Annotated in this window: 14 protein-coding genes; 4 read left to right on the top strand and 10 right to left on the bottom strand. The window is 72.6% G+C overall.

What is annotated here, in order from left to right; translation table 11 throughout:
* Positions 1-9 precede the first annotated feature (9 nt).
* Genes priA through hisD form a run of 6 tightly spaced genes read right to left on the bottom strand, consistent with a single transcriptional unit; the run spans position 10 to position 4,555 of the window.
* Positions 10-735: a bifunctional 1-(5-phosphoribosyl)-5-((5-phosphoribosylamino)methylideneamino)imidazole-4-carboxamide isomerase/phosphoribosylanthranilate isomerase PriA gene (gene priA / locus J8M51_RS15875; RefSeq protein ID WP_086754939.1), complete on the bottom strand. Its 726-nt coding sequence runs from the start codon at positions 733-735 to the stop codon at positions 10-12.
* On the bottom strand, positions 735-1,385 hold the full coding sequence (gene hisH / locus J8M51_RS15880; protein WP_086754938.1) for an imidazole glycerol phosphate synthase subunit HisH: 651 nt from the start codon (positions 1,383-1,385) through the stop codon (positions 735-737). The genes priA and hisH overlap by 1 nt, the downstream gene beginning before the upstream one ends.
* Entirely contained in the window at positions 1,376-1,540 is a 165-nt protein-coding gene (locus J8M51_RS15885) for a hypothetical protein (protein WP_033528086.1), read from the bottom strand. Before J8M51_RS15885 ends, hisH begins: the two co-directional genes overlap by 10 nt.
* On the bottom strand, positions 1,537-2,130 hold the full coding sequence (gene hisB / locus J8M51_RS15890) for an imidazoleglycerol-phosphate dehydratase HisB (protein WP_013004386.1): 594 nt from the start codon (positions 2,128-2,130) through the stop codon (positions 1,537-1,539). Before hisB ends, J8M51_RS15885 begins: the two co-directional genes overlap by 4 nt.
* Complete coding sequence (locus J8M51_RS15895; RefSeq protein WP_086754937.1) at positions 2,127-3,236, bottom strand: histidinol-phosphate transaminase; 1,110 nt, start codon at positions 3,234-3,236, stop codon at positions 2,127-2,129. Before J8M51_RS15895 ends, hisB begins: the two co-directional genes overlap by 4 nt.
* A complete protein-coding gene (gene hisD, locus J8M51_RS15900) occupies positions 3,233-4,555 on the bottom strand; it encodes a histidinol dehydrogenase (RefSeq protein ID WP_086754936.1) in 1,323 nt (440 codons plus the stop codon). The genes J8M51_RS15895 and hisD overlap by 4 nt, the downstream gene beginning before the upstream one ends.
* Before the next feature lie 180 nt (positions 4,556-4,735).
* Here hisD and J8M51_RS15905 point away from each other — a divergent pair, with 180 nt between their 5' ends.
* From J8M51_RS15905 to ybaK, 4 genes are all read left to right on the top strand, one after another.
* Positions 4,736-6,319 carry an oxidoreductase gene (locus J8M51_RS15905; protein ID WP_086754935.1) on the top strand — a complete coding sequence of 528 codons (1,584 nt, stop codon included), beginning with the start codon at positions 4,736-4,738 and terminating at the stop codon, positions 6,317-6,319.
* 185 nt (positions 6,320-6,504) lie between these two features.
* Entirely contained in the window at positions 6,505-7,515 is a 1,011-nt protein-coding gene (locus J8M51_RS15910) for a hypothetical protein (protein WP_086754934.1), read from the top strand.
* A gap of 70 nt (positions 7,516-7,585) precedes the next feature.
* Positions 7,586-8,326, top strand: coding sequence for an LON peptidase substrate-binding domain-containing protein (locus J8M51_RS15915; protein ID WP_086754933.1), 741 nt, complete (start codon positions 7,586-7,588; stop codon positions 8,324-8,326).
* A 29-nt stretch (positions 8,327-8,355) separates the two neighbouring features.
* Positions 8,356-8,856 carry a Cys-tRNA(Pro) deacylase gene (gene ybaK / locus J8M51_RS15920; protein ID WP_086754948.1) on the top strand — a complete coding sequence of 167 codons (501 nt, stop codon included), beginning with the start codon at positions 8,356-8,358 and terminating at the stop codon, positions 8,854-8,856.
* 238 nt (positions 8,857-9,094) lie between these two features.
* On the opposite strand, the gene J8M51_RS15925 is transcribed toward ybaK, so the two are convergent.
* The 4 genes from J8M51_RS15925 to J8M51_RS15940 all read right to left on the bottom strand — a co-directional run bounded on the left by J8M51_RS15925 (position 9,095) and on the right by J8M51_RS15940 (position 13,118).
* The gene (locus J8M51_RS15925) at positions 9,095-9,751 is read right to left on the bottom strand and encodes a DUF2567 domain-containing protein (RefSeq protein ID WP_216589387.1); all 657 of its coding nucleotides are present in this window, start codon (positions 9,749-9,751) and stop codon (positions 9,095-9,097) included.
* Positions 9,752-9,785: 34 nt separating this feature from the next.
* Positions 9,786-10,610: an ABC transporter permease gene (locus J8M51_RS15930; protein WP_179203067.1), complete on the bottom strand. Its 825-nt coding sequence runs from the start codon at positions 10,608-10,610 to the stop codon at positions 9,786-9,788.
* A gap of 106 nt (positions 10,611-10,716) precedes the next feature.
* Positions 10,717-11,742, bottom strand: a complete 1,026-nt coding sequence (locus tag J8M51_RS15935) for an ABC transporter ATP-binding protein (protein WP_086755444.1) — start codon at positions 11,740-11,742, stop codon at positions 10,717-10,719.
* A 155-nt stretch (positions 11,743-11,897) separates the two neighbouring features.
* A complete protein-coding gene (locus J8M51_RS15940; RefSeq protein ID WP_086755453.1) occupies positions 11,898-13,118 on the bottom strand; it encodes an NYN domain-containing protein in 1,221 nt (406 codons plus the stop codon).
* Between the last annotated feature and the right edge of the window lie 103 nt (positions 13,119-13,221).

The raw sequence follows: 13,221 nt of genomic DNA on the forward strand, positions 1-13,221 counted from the left end.
TGTCCCGTCTCAAGAGGTGGCCTCCAGGGCCTCTTCCAGGGTGAACGCCTTCGCGTACAGGGCCTTGCCGACGATGGCGCCCTCGACGCCGAGGGGCACCAGTTCGGCGATGGCCCGCAGGTCGTCGAGGGACGACACGCCGCCGGAGGCCACGACCGGGCGGTCGGTGGCCGCGCACACGTTCCTCAGCAGCTCCAGGTTGGGGCCCTGGAGGGTGCCGTCCTTGGCGATGTCGGTGACGACGTACCGCGCGCAGCCCTCCTTGTCGAGGCGCTCCAGCGCCTCGTAGAGGTCGCCGCCCTCGCTGGTCCAGCCGCGGCCCTTCAGGGTCGTCCCGCGGACGTCGAGGCCCACGGCGATCTTGTCGCCGTGCTCGGCGATGGCCTTGGCGACCCACTCGGGGCTCTCCAGGGCGGCGGTGCCGAGGTTGACGCGGGTGCAGCCGGTGGCCAGGGCCTTCGCCAGGGAGGCGTCGTCCCGGATGCCGCCGGAGAGTTCGACCTTGATGTCCATGGCCCGGGTGACCTCGGCGACCAGGTCCCGGTTGTCGCCGGTGCCGAACGCGGCGTCCAGGTCGACCAGGTGCAGCCACTCGGCGCCCGCGCGCTGCCAGGCGAGGGCGGCCTGCAGCGGGGAGCCGTAGGAGGTCTCCGTGCCGGACTCGCCGTGGACGAGCCGGACCGCCTGGCCGTCACGGACGTCCACGGCGGGCAGGAGTTCGAGCTTCGAAGCCATCAGAGGGTTCCGATCCAGTTGTTCAGCAGCTGCGCTCCGGCGTCGCCGGACTTCTCGGGGTGGAACTGGGTGGCCCAGAGCGCGCCGTTCTCCACGGCCGCGACGAAGGGCTTGCCGTGCGTGGACCAGGTGACCCTGGGCGCGGTGAGCGCGGGGTTGTGCGTCTCCAGGGACCAGTCGTGGACGGCGTAGGAGTGCACGAAGTAGAAGCGGGCGTCGGCGTCGAGGCCGGCGAACAGCCGGGTGCCGGCCGGGGCGTCGACGGTGTTCCAGCCCATGTGCGGCACGATCTCGGCCTGGAGCGGCTCGACCGCGCCGGGCCATTCGTCGAGGCCCTCGGTCTCCACGCCGTGCTCGATGCCGCGGGCGAAGAGGATCTGCATGCCGACGCAGATGCCCATGACCGGACGTCCGCCGGAGAGCCGGCGGTCGATGATCCAGTCGCCGCGCGCCTCCTTCAGGCCCTTCATGCAGGCGGCGAAGGCGCCGACGCCGGGGACGAGCAGCCCGTCGGCGTTCATGGCGGTGTCGAAGTCACGCGTGATCTCGACCTGGGCACCGGTGCGCGCGAGGGCGCGCTCGGCGGACCGTACGTTCCCGAAGCCGTAGTCGAAGACGACGACCCGTTTCGAGGCGGCGCTCAATTCCACACCTCCAGCCGCAGGATGCCCGCGACGAGACACATCGCGGCGCCGATCGACAGCAGGGTGATGAGGCTCTTCGGCATCTGCTGCTTGGCGAACGAGATGATCCCGCCGACCAGGAAGAGGCCGACGACGATCAGGACGGTGGACAGCCCGTTCACAGCGCGCCCTTCGTGGAGGGAAGGATGCCGGCCGCGCGCGGGTCGCGCTCGGAGGCGTAGCGCAGGGCCCGCGCGAGCGCCTTGAACTGGCATTCGACGATGTGGTGCGCGTTGCGTCCGTACGGCACGTGCACGTGCAGCGCGATCTGGGCCTGGGCGACGAAGGACTCCAGGATGTGCCGGGTCATCGTGGTGTCGTACTCGCCGATCATCGGCGCCATCTTCTCGGGCTCGGTGTGCACGAGGTAGGGGCGGCCGGACAGGTCGACGGTGACCTGGGCGAGGGACTCGTCCAGCGGGACCGTGCAGTTGCCGAAGCGGTAGATGCCCACCTTGTCGCCGAGGGCCTGCTTGAAGGCGGCGCCCAGCGCGAGGGCGGTGTCCTCGATGGTGTGGTGGGAGTCGATGTGCAGGTCGCCGTCGGTCTTCACGGTCAGGTCGAACAGACCGTGGCGGCCGAGCTGGTCGAGCATGTGGTCGTAGAAGCCGACCCCGGTGGAGATCTCCGTCCGTCCGGTGCCGTCGAGGTTGATCTCGACGAGGACCGAGGTCTCCTTGGTCGTCCGCTCTATGCGTCCTACACGGCTCATACGTCCGTCTCCTTCTTCAGTTCACGTACCGCGTCGAGGAACGCGTCGTTCTCGGCGGGGGTTCCGGCGGTGACCCGCAGCCATCCCGGCACACCGTTGTCCCGGACCAGGACGCCCCGGTCGAGGATCTTCCGCCAGACCTCGTGCGCGTTCTCGAACCTGCCGAACTGCACGAAGTTGGCGTCGGACTCGGTCACCGCGTAGCCGAGGGCACGCAGTTCGGCGACCAGCCGGTCCCGCTCCGTCTTCAGCTGTTCGACATAGCCGAGGAGGGTGTCGGTGTGCTCCAGGGCGGCCAGCGCGGTCGCCTGGGTGACGGCGGAGAGGTGGTACGGCAGCCGGACGAGCTGGACCGCGTCCACGACCGCCGGGTGCGCGGCGAGATAGCCGAGGCGCAGACCGGCCGCGCCGAAGGCCTTGGACATCGTCCGGGAGACGACGAGGTTCGGGCGTCCGGCGAGCAGCGGCAGCAGCGAGTCGCCGTGGCTGAACTCGATGTACGCCTCGTCGACCACGACCATGGACGGCCCCGCGGCCTGGGCCGCCTCGTACAGCGCGAGCACGGTCTCGCGTGGGACCGCGTTGCCCGTGGGGTTGTTGGGGGTGGTGACGAAGACGACGTCCGGGCGGTGCTCGGCGATGGCCCGCTCGGCGGCGGCGAGGTCGATCGTGAAGTCGTCGTTCCGCGGACCGGAGATCCAGCCGGTGCCGGTGCCGCGCGCGATGAGCCCGTGCATGGAGTACGAGGGCTCGAAGCCGATCGCGGTACGGCCGGGCCCGCCGAAGGTCTGGAGCAGTTGCTGGATGACCTCGTTGGAGCCGTTGGCCGCCCAAACGTTTGTCAGGTCGACACCGTGGCCCGACGTCTTCGTCAGATACTCGGCGAGCCGTGTCCGCAGCTCCACCGCGTCCCGGTCGGGGTAGCGGTTGAGGTGCCGGGCCGCCTCCCGCACCCGCTCGGCGATCCGCTCGACCAGCGGTTCGGGCAGCGGGTAGGGGTTCTCGTTGGTGTTCAGGCGTACGGGGACGTCGAGCTGGGGGGCGCCGTACGGGCTCTTGCCGCGCAGTTCGTCCCGTACGGGAAGATCGTCGATTCCGAAGCTCACTTACCAGGTACCTTCCAGCCGAACCGAGCCTTGATCGCCGCGCCGTGCGCGGGCAGGTCCTCCGCCTCCGCGAGCGTGACCACGTGGTGCGCGACCTCGGCCAGCGCGTCCTCGGTGTAGTCGACGATGTGGATGCCGCGCAGGAAGGACTGGACGGACAGACCGGAGGAGTGGCAGGCGCAACCGCCGGTGGGGAGCACGTGGTTGGAGCCGGCCGCGTAGTCGCCCAGGGAGACCGGCGCCCAGGGGCCGATGAAGATCGCGCCCGCGTTGACGACGCGCTCGGCGACCGCCGCGGGGTCGGCCGTCTGGATCTCCAGGTGCTCGGCGCCGTACGCGTTGACGACCCGCAGGCCCTCGTCGACGCCGTCGACCAGGACGATCGCGGACTGCCGTCCGGCCAGCGAGGGGCGGATCCGGTCCTCGATGTGCTTGGTGGCCTCGACCTGCGGCCCCAGCTCCTTCTCGACGGCGTCGGCGAGCGCGACGGAGTCGGTGACGAGCACGGCGGCGGCCAGCGGGTCGTGCTCGGCCTGGCTGATCAGGTCGGCGGCGACGTGCACCGGGTCGGCGGTGTCGTCCGCGAGGACCGCGATCTCGGTCGGGCCCGCCTCGGAGTCGATGCCGATGACGCCGGTGAAGTACCGCTTGGCGGCGGCCACCCAGATGTTGCCCGGCCCGGTGACCATGTTGGCCGGCGGGCAGGACTCGGTGCCGTACGCGAACATCGCGACGGCGGTGGCGCCACCGGCGGCGTACACCTCGTCGACGCCGAGCAGCGCGCAGGCGGCCAGGATCGTGGGGTGCGGAAGCCCGTCGAAGTCGGCCTGTGCCGGGGAGGCGAGGGCGATCGAGGGGACACCGGCCTCCTGCGCCGGGACCACGTTCATGATCACCGAGGAGGGGTACACGGACCGGCCGCCGGGGGCGTAGAGGCCGACGCGCTCGACCGGGACCCACTTCTCGGTGACGGTGCCGCCGGGGACCACCTGGGTGGTGTGGGTGGAGCGGCGCTGCTCGCGGTGGACGATACGGGCGCGGCGGATCGACTCCTCCAGGGCCGCGCGGACGGCCGGGTCGAGCTCCTCCAGCGCGCGCGTGAGGGCCTCGGCCGGGACCCGTACGGAGGTCAGGCGCACGCCGTCGAACTTCTCCGCGAAGTCGATCAGCGCCGCGTCGCCCCGATGATGCACGGCCTCGCAGATCGGACGCACCTTCTCCAGGGCGGCCGAGACGTCGAAGTCGGCTCGGGGCAGCAGGTCGCGCAGAGCGGGTCCCTCCGGGAGGGCGTCGCCGCGCAGATCGATTCGGGAGATCACACGCCCAATTCTCTCAGACCTCCGTGACCCCCTGTTCGCGCGTATCAATGGCTGATACAGATCGGCGGGGAACGCGGAAGATCTTCTTCACGTTGAGTGTTCGAGGGGTGACTCGGCGGGCATCACCGGTGTGACCGGTTGTGCCATACACGCGAGTGAGGGACGGGGGAAGGAAGAGCAGTGAGTGAGGGGCCCGGCATCCGGGACGACGGGGACCTGCCGGACGACCTGACGGCCGCCGAGGCGGGCATGTGGCAGGCGTTCCGCAACGGCAGTGTGTACGACCTGCGTGACGGCGACATCGCCGTGGACGATCCGCACGGCGGCCACCCCTGGGGGCCCGAGCGGACCGTGCGGGCCCGGATCGTGGCCTGGCTGCTGCTGGACGGACCGCCGGCGCTGGCCGGGCGGGTGTCCGCGCTCAAGCTGGTGGGCGTCCAGATCAAGGGCGTCCTGGAGCTGGCGGGCGGCCAGGTGGTGCCGTACGTGGAGATGCGGGGCTGCCGGTTCGAGAAGGAGATCCTGGTTCCGGAGGCCCGGTTCACGACCGTACGGCTGGTGGACTGCTCGGTGCCCCGGCTGGAGGCGGCCCGGCTGCACACGGAGGGCGATCTGCATCTGCCGCGCTGCCGGTTCCACAACGGGGTGCGGCTCGCGGACGCGCACATCGGCACCGATCTGCTGCTCAACCAGGCGATCGTCTACCGCGACCGGCACGGCCGCTCACTCTCCGCCGACGGGCTGACCGTCGCCCAGGACGTGCAGGCGGAGATGCTGGAGTCGCACGGCGAGCTGAGCCTGCGCGGCGCGACCGTCGGCGCCTCGCTCAGCCTGCGCGGCAGCCGGCTCGCCAACCCGTACGACCGCCTCGCCCTGAACGCACCCCAGCTGACCGTCGAACGGACGCTCTATCTGACCCCGGCGGGCGTGGGCAACCCGCTGCACACCAGCGGCAGCACGCCCGCGCGCGGCACGCGGGTGCAGCGCTTCGAGTGCCAGGGCGGGATCCGGCTGGACGACGGGCGGTTCGGCGACTCCGTCGACCTGGAGCGCGCCAGGTTCACCTTCACGGATGAACAGGAGCTGTCGCTGCGCCGCGTCCAGGTGCCGGAGCTGCGGTTCCTCGGGGAGCGGCCGGAGCGCGGCAAGGTCGTCCTGTCCGGCGCCCGGGTCGGCGTCCTGATCGACCGGGCGGACAGCTGGCCGGGTCCGGGCAACCTCCACATGGGCGGCTTCCAGTACGAGAGCCTCGTACCGCGCGACAAGTTCCCGCTGACCAGGCGGCTGGAGTGGGTGGCGGCGGCGACCGCCGAGTACAGCCCGGAGCCGTACGAGCGGCTGGCGACCGTGCTGCGGGCCGGCGGGGACGACGAGGGCGCCCGCGAGGTGCTCCTCGCCAAACAGCGCCACCGCCGGGAGAACCTGCCGCTCGCGGCCAAGCTGTGGGGCTACGCGCAGGACTGGACGGTCGCCTACGGGTACCGGCCGGGCCGGGCCGCGGTGTGGATGGCGGTGCTGTGGGCGCTGACCTCGTACGCCTTCTCGCACGCCGACCATCCGCCGATGAAGCAGGGCGAGCACCCGCAGTGGAGCCCGTCCCTGTTCGCCCTGGACCTGCTGCTGCCGGTCATCGACCTCGGCCAAGCCGGCTATTGGCAGCTGCGCGGTGGCTGGCAGTGGCTCGCGGCGGTGGTGATCATCCTGGGCTGGATCCTCGCGACGACGGTGGCGGCGGGCGCCACCCGGCTCCTCAGCCGGAACTGACAGGTTCCGCCCAGGAAGGGCCCAGGGAAACGAAGAACACTCGGTACCGGAACCGGTCCGAGAAGCACACAACCTCGCTCGCCTTCCCTCCGTCTTGCTACGGACACCATCAACCGCGACACCACGACGGTGAGCACCCGGCCCGCGAGAGCGTCGCCGGTCGAGGCGCGAAGGGGGCCGGCGCCATGGATCCGCTGCGCGCGCTCGTCCGTACCGCCCGGATGGCACGCCATACGTCACGGCTCGCCGCAGGACTGCCCCCGGACGACGAGGTGCTGCTCGACGCCCCCGACGAGCGGATCGGATCCGTGCTGGTGGCGGCCGGCCGCGGGGAGTACGCGCCCGCGGCGAAGCTGCTGGCGGCGACCCGGGAGGCCGCCGAGTGGGAGAACCGCGACCGGTACGTGCTGCGGCTCACCGCCTTCGCCCGCGCGCGCGACGCATGGCTGCGGGCCTGGCAGGCGGCCGTCCCGCACGACCCGGACGTGCTGCTGGTCAAGGCCGAACTGGCGGTGTCGCGCGGCTGGCGCTCCCCCGCCCGAGTCGAACTGCTGCACGAGGTCACGCCGTTGATCGCCGCTGCCGCCGAGGGCGAGCCGCGCGATCCGGTGCCGTGGCGGATCGCCCTCGACCACGCCCGGGGCACGGGCCTCGGCCACACCGGCTTCGAGCGGCTGTGGGCGGAGGCGGTCCGCCGCTCCCCGCACCACTACGGCTGTCATGTCTCCGCCCTGAAGTACCTCTCCGCCTCCTGGTACGGCTCGCACCGCGAGTGTTTCGACTTCGCCGAGCGGGCCGCCGAGGACGCCCTCCCCGGCTCCCTCGTCCGGGCCCTGCCGGTCCGGGCGGCCTTCTCGTACCTCACCGAGGGCGGCGGTGCCGTGATCCCCCGCGCCCGGCTGGACCGCGCGGCGGACGGCGCGATCGCGCTCTCCGCCGAGTACGCGCCCGGCGACCCCTGGCCGGCCGAGGTCCGCAACCTGCTGACCTACGTCCTCGTCCGCCTGGAGCGCTGGACGGACGCCCTGGCCCAGCTGCGCATGATCGGCCCGTACGCCACGTCCTTCCCGTGGGACCGCGTGTCGGACGATCCGCTGGGCCAGTTCCTCCAGTTACGGGACGGCGTACGGCTGGAGGTGGCGTGCTCGATCCCGCTGTGCGCACGGCCGAAGAGGCCCGCGCGGACCGAAGGATAGGTCTCACCGGAGGTCACCAAACGAATACGGGCGAACGCGCGCGCCCCGACGACCATTAGGCTCTGGCCTCGTGACCACCGTCCGGCTGCCGCTCTTCCCCCTGAACTCGGTGTTGTACCCGGGGCTCGTGCTTCCTCTGAACATCTTCGAGGAGCGCTATCGCGCCATGATGCGCGAGTTGCTGAAGACCCCCGAGGACCAACCCCGCCGCTTCGCCGTCGTCGCCATCCGCGACGGCCACGAGGTCGCGCCGAGCGCCCCCGGCATGCCGGATCCGACCGCGCAGCCCGACCGGGGGCCGACCGCCGGTTTCGGCGACGAGCCGACGAAGGCGTTCCACTCCGTGGGCTGTGTCGCGGACGCGGCGACCATCCGGGAGCGGGACAACGGCACGTTCGAGGTGCTCGCGACCGGCACCAGCCGGGTGCGTCTGCTCTCGGTGGACGCCTCGGGGCCGTTCCTGGTGGCGGACCTGGAGGAACTGCCGGAGGACGCCGGCGACGAGGCGGGCGCCCTCGCCGAGGGGGTCCTGCGGGCGTTCCGCCAGTATCAGAAGCGGCTCGCTGGTGCCCGGGAACGCTCGCTGTCGACGGGGGCGGACCTCCCGGACGAGCCGGCCGTCGTCTCGTATCTCGTCGCGGCGGCGATGATGCTCGACACGCCCGCCAAGCAGCGGCTCCTGCAGGCCCCCGACACCGCGTCCCGGCTGCGCGACGAGCTGAAACTCCTGCGCGCCGAGTCCGCGATCATCCGTAGTCTGCCGTCGTTGCCCGCGTCGGAGCTGACGCGGGGCCCGACCAGCCTCAACTGACGTACACGAGAAGGCCGATGGCGAAGACGATGGCGAAGAAGCCGAAGAAGCAGCAGGCGGGCGGCACGCCCGCGACGGTGGCCCTCACCGCGGCGGGCGTGGCGTACACCGTGCACGCGTACGAGCACGACCCGGCGCATCCGTCCTACGGCGACGAGGCGGCCGAGGCGATGGGCGTGTCGCCCGAGCGGGTCTTCAAGACGCTGGTGGCGGACGTGGACGGCGCGCTGGTGGTCGCGGTCGTGCCGGTGGCGGGGTCGCTGGACCTGAAGTCGCTGGCGACGGCGGTCGGCGGCAAGCGGGCGGCGATGGCCGACCCGGTGCTCGCGGAGCGCACGACGGGGTACGTCCGGGGCGGTATCTCCCCGCTCGGCCAGCGCAAGAAGCTCCGCACGGTGCTGGACGCGTCGGCGGACGGCCACGCCACGGTGTGCGTCTCCGCCGGGCGCCGCGGTCTGGAGGTGGAGCTGGCTCCGGGGGACCTCGCGAAGCTCACGGATGCGGTGACCGCGCCGATCGCTCGCGCGTGACCCTGCCGGGGGCGGTGCGTCGTCGGCTGCGGGCCCGGTGGGGCTTCTCGCGCAGTTCCCCGCGCCCCTGAAAAGCAGGGGCTGCGCCCCTTGCTTTTCAACCCGCAGCCCCGCCGCCTTTCAGGCCCGCAGGGGGCCTGGTCTTTCAGGCCCGCAGGGGGCCTGGGCTTTCAGGGGCGCGGGGAACTGCGCGAGAAGCCCCACCGGGCCGCACCCGCCAAACGCCCCCACCCCCGAGCTATGAGGCGCCCAACACCGGCTCGTGCTCCATCGGCTCCGGATCACGCGGCCCGAACAGCGCCGTCAACCCGAGGTGCACCAACAGCCCCGCCAGCGGCCACGCCAGCAACGCCCCCTTCGCAGCGAGCTTCAGCGGTGCCGAGAAGGTCACCCCCTGCCCGACCTCCTTCGCCCTCGCCGCGACATCCGTGCCGGGCCCGAGCCACACCCCGAGCCGCCACGCCAGCACGGCCCCCAGCAGCCCGCCCACCAGGAGCGCCACGACCAGCGGCACCCCGCCGCGCCGACGCAGCAGGAAGACGACGAGCCCGCTCACCGCACCGGCGCCCAGGGCCAGCAGAGTGAACGTCCCGTCCACACCGACGGCCTGTTCGCCCTCGGTGTCCTTGAAGTAGACCGCCGAACCGTCGGAGACGAGCGGTACGTGCGGCGCCAGCCACCACCAGAGCAGACCGAGCAGCACGCCCCCGAGCAGGGCCATGACCACGGTGACGACGGCGGCCTCGATCAGTTCGGTCCGCAGGCCGGGCCCGGCCTGCTTCTCCGGCTCGTACCAGAGCGCGTCCTCGCCCCCACCGCTGGTGGGCGGTGATGCCCACGGGTCGTTCGGGGACTGGTCGTGCGGCGGCGGAGGGGGCGTCAACGGTGCGGTCACCCTGCCATCGTGCCAGGCGCGGCTGTGCGCCGCGTCACCGGACGGCGGCCCGCCGGTACGCCCAGGTGGCGACGGCGAGCGAGACCACCCCGACCCCGGCGCACACGGCGAGGTCGCCGAGCACGAACGCCCAGTCGGGGTCCGGCCCGAACGTCCGCGCGAGCGCCTCCACACCGTAGGTCGAGGGCAGCAGATCCCGCGCGAACTGGACGAAGCCCGGCATCCGGTCGGCCGGCAGCACGCCGAGGAGCAGCGCGGCCGACATGCCGAGCTGTCCGAGCACGGTGGCGAGTTCGGGGCGCGGGGCGAGCAGGCCGAGCGCGGCACCCAGCCCGGCGAGCGCGGCCCCGGCGAGCGGGATCACGGCGGCGAGCACCCAGAGATGGGTCAGCGGCAGCCCGAAGAGGACACAGCCGAAGACGGCGGTGACCACGGTGCCGGGGACGGTGAAGGAGGCGTACGCGCCGGCCGCGCCGAGCACCACGGCCGCGGGCGGCACGGGCAGCGTCGCGTAGTGGTCGAGCCCGCCGCTGGAGCGCAGCTGCCCGAAGTACTGGGCCAGCAGGTTCAGCGCGACGAAGGCGACGACGAGCACGGCCGAACCGGCGACCACCGCGTGCGCCTCGGCTCCGCCGTCCACCACTCCACGCATCAGGATCATGATCCCGATCGACTGGAAGGTGGCCACGAACAGCAGGGGGATCCGTGCGACCCGCGCCCGGGAGAGCTGCGCCACGTACACCGCGCACAGCGACGGCCACAGGCGCGCGCGGGGCCCCAGCTCGGCGGCTCCGCGCTCCACGCGCTCCTGTGCGGCCAGGGCCTTGCCCGGCAGGATCTCGGCGGGTACGACACTCACGTCGAGTTGCTCCCCTTCGCTTCGGCTGTCGCCCATTTTCGTACGGCCGCGGCAGCCCTGCCGTTCATATCCGCTTCGGCTGTTCTCCGGCTCACGCCCGCGTCCCTCACCCCTTGACCAGTCCCTGGGCGCTGCCCGCGCTGCCGCCGAGTGCCAGGTAGACATCCTCCAGGCTCGGCGTGGCGAGGGTGAAGTCGTCGAGCGCCACGAAGGCGGCGCCCCCGGTGACCGTGGCCACCACGGCGCGCGCCTCCTCGGGCGCGAGCCGGAGCGTCCAGCGACGTCCGGACTCCACCGCGCGCGGGCGCAGGGCCGCGACCTCGGGCACGTCCAGCGGTGCCTTCTCCCGCCACACCAGCTCGACGCGGACCTCGCCCGCGACCTGCTCCTTCAGTCCGGCCGGCGTGTCGCAGGCGATGACGCGCCCCTGGTCGAGGACGGCGACCCGGTCGAGCACGGTCTCCGCCTCGATGACGTTGTGGGTGACCAGCAGAACGGTGGTGCCGGAGCGGTCGCGCCGCCGGTCGACGGCGGCCCAGACGGCGCGCCGGGCCACCGGGTCCATGCCGCTGGTGGGCTCGTCGAGCACGAGCAGGGGCCGTTCCCCGACGAGCGCGGTGGCGAAGCAGGCGAGCCGCCGCTGTCCGCCGGAGAGCTTCTTCAGGGGGCGCGAGGCCAGCTCGGTCAGCCCCAGCTCCTCCAGCACGGCGTCCCGCTCGGCCCGTGCCCGCCGTACCTCCAGGCCGCGCAGCCGCCCGGTGGTCTCGGCGGCGAGCGCCACGGTCAGTTCGTCCAGGGCGGTCGACTCCTGCCCCAGATAGGCGAGGATCCGCGCGGCCCGCTCCGGGTGCCGCACGATGTCGTGGCCCAGGATCTCGACGGTGCCGTCGTCGGGCCGCATCAGCCCGGTCAGCTGCCGTACGAGCGTGGTCTTGCCGGCCCCGTTGGGCCCGAGCAGACCGAAGATCTCCCCGCGCCGGACGTCCAGCGTCACCGCGTCGTTGGCCCGCACCTCGGGGGTCCCCGGCGTACCCCGCCGCCCGCGCGTCGCCGGATATGTCTTGGTGAGTCCCCGCACAGCGCACACGACGTCCCCACCATGCCGGATCGCCTGTGCCGTACGCGTGCTCACGAGGGACGAGCCTAAGGGGTCGCGGGCACCGATTTACCTCCGGGGCACCCCAGCCGAGCCCCGAAGGAGCGCGGGCAGTCACATATGCGGCTCCGCCGCGTGGGCGCGACCAGCCACAACGAACCCGCGGCCGCCCGCGAACCGGCGCCTGCGAGCTATGAGGCGCTCGCACTACCGCCCGAGGTGGTCCGCACATCGATCTCCCGCCAGAACCCGGCCCGGATCGCGTACCGGTCGTGCTCGTCGATCTGATCGTCCTTGTGCGCCAGCAGCCCGAACCGCGCCGCGTAGCGCAGCAGCTCACCGTCCACCCGGTGCGGCACCCGCGGATACATCGTCGACAGCTTCTGCAGATGGACCTGGTCGGTCAGCCGGGCCATCCACCGCCGGGCGAACACCTGCCCGACCTCGAAGGGGTCGCCCCCCACGGTCGTGATGTCCTCCTCCCGGTCGGCCCACCGCTGCTCCGCCGTCGTCAGCTGGGCGAGCGTCGGCATGGCCGCCGCCTCCGGCGGTTCCGCCGCGCCCCCGGGCCGGTCCACCCAGCCCTTGTCGGAGGACCACCGCAGGGTCGCGGTCGCCGGGTGCTGCACGGCGTGCGCCCCGGGGCCGCGCATGGCCGCGAGATCCTTCGGCGTGGGCACGCCCTTGGGCGCCGACGCCCGCTCCTCGGCGCCGTTGCGCGCGGCACCGGCCGCGGAGGCGTGCTCGGGCTCCCCGGGCGCCCGCTCGGCGGCGGCCGCGAGGGCCGACTCGGGCAGCGGCGCCGACAGGATCGCGGCGATCTCGGGCCGCGGCACCGGCTGCGGCGCGCAGATCCCGCCGAGGTCCTTGGCCCGTACGGCCTTGGTGATCCAGGCACGGTCGAGCACCCGCCGCTCGTCGGCCTCGGCGACCAGGTCCTCGGACTGGTTGTAGTCGCCGTCGGCGGCCTGCACGGCCCACAGATGGACGGCGACCCCGTGTTCCTTGGCGGCCATCATGCCGGGCAGCAGATCTCCGTCGCCGGTCACCAGGACCACGTCGGAGCAGGCGCGGTTGCGGGCCAGCTCGGTCAGTTCGGCGTGCATGGCGGCGTCCACGCCCTTCTGCGCCCACCGTCCGTCGCTGCGCGTCAGCGCGCCCAGCCGGACCGTCACCCGGGGCATCACCCGCAGTCTGCGGTGCTCGGGCTGCGGGACGCGGTCGGGGGCGCCGTCGAACCAGTAGATGCGCAGCAACGGCCGCTCGGTGTCGGCCTCGGCGCGCTCGCGCAGCCCCTGGATGAGGGCGGCGTGATCGACGGTGATACGGGAGCGGGAGGGTTCCCCGGCGAGGAGGCTGGCGGCCGCGCCGAGCAGATACCCGGCGTCCACCAGGACGATGCAGCGGTCCACGCGATCCACCCTCTTTCCGGGAGGTTTGCTTCGGGCTTCCTTCGAGTCTGCCCGACCGCGCGGAGGTTAACGGCCGGAACTCGATCTTCGGCGTGGCGTATTG

The sequence above is a fragment of the Streptomyces griseiscabiei genome (genome assembly GCF_020010925.1).
GTDB classification, from domain to species: Bacteria; Actinomycetota; Actinomycetes; order Streptomycetales; family Streptomycetaceae; genus Streptomyces; species Streptomyces griseiscabiei.

Excerpts from the sequence above, each read along its gene's own strand:
- priA (WP_086754939.1), bottom strand. The coding sequence starts at position 735 with ATGGCTTCGAAGCTCGAACTCCTGCCCGCCGTGGACGTCCGTGACGGC.
- hisB (WP_013004386.1), bottom strand. The coding sequence starts at position 2,130 with ATGAGCCGTGTAGGACGCATAGAGCGGACGACCAAGGAGACCTCGGTC.
- J8M51_RS15910 (WP_086754934.1), top strand. The coding sequence starts at position 6,505 with ATGGATCCGCTGCGCGCGCTCGTCCGTACCGCCCGGATGGCACGCCAT.
- ybaK (WP_086754948.1), top strand. The coding sequence starts at position 8,356 with ATGGCGAAGAAGCCGAAGAAGCAGCAGGCGGGCGGCACGCCCGCGACG.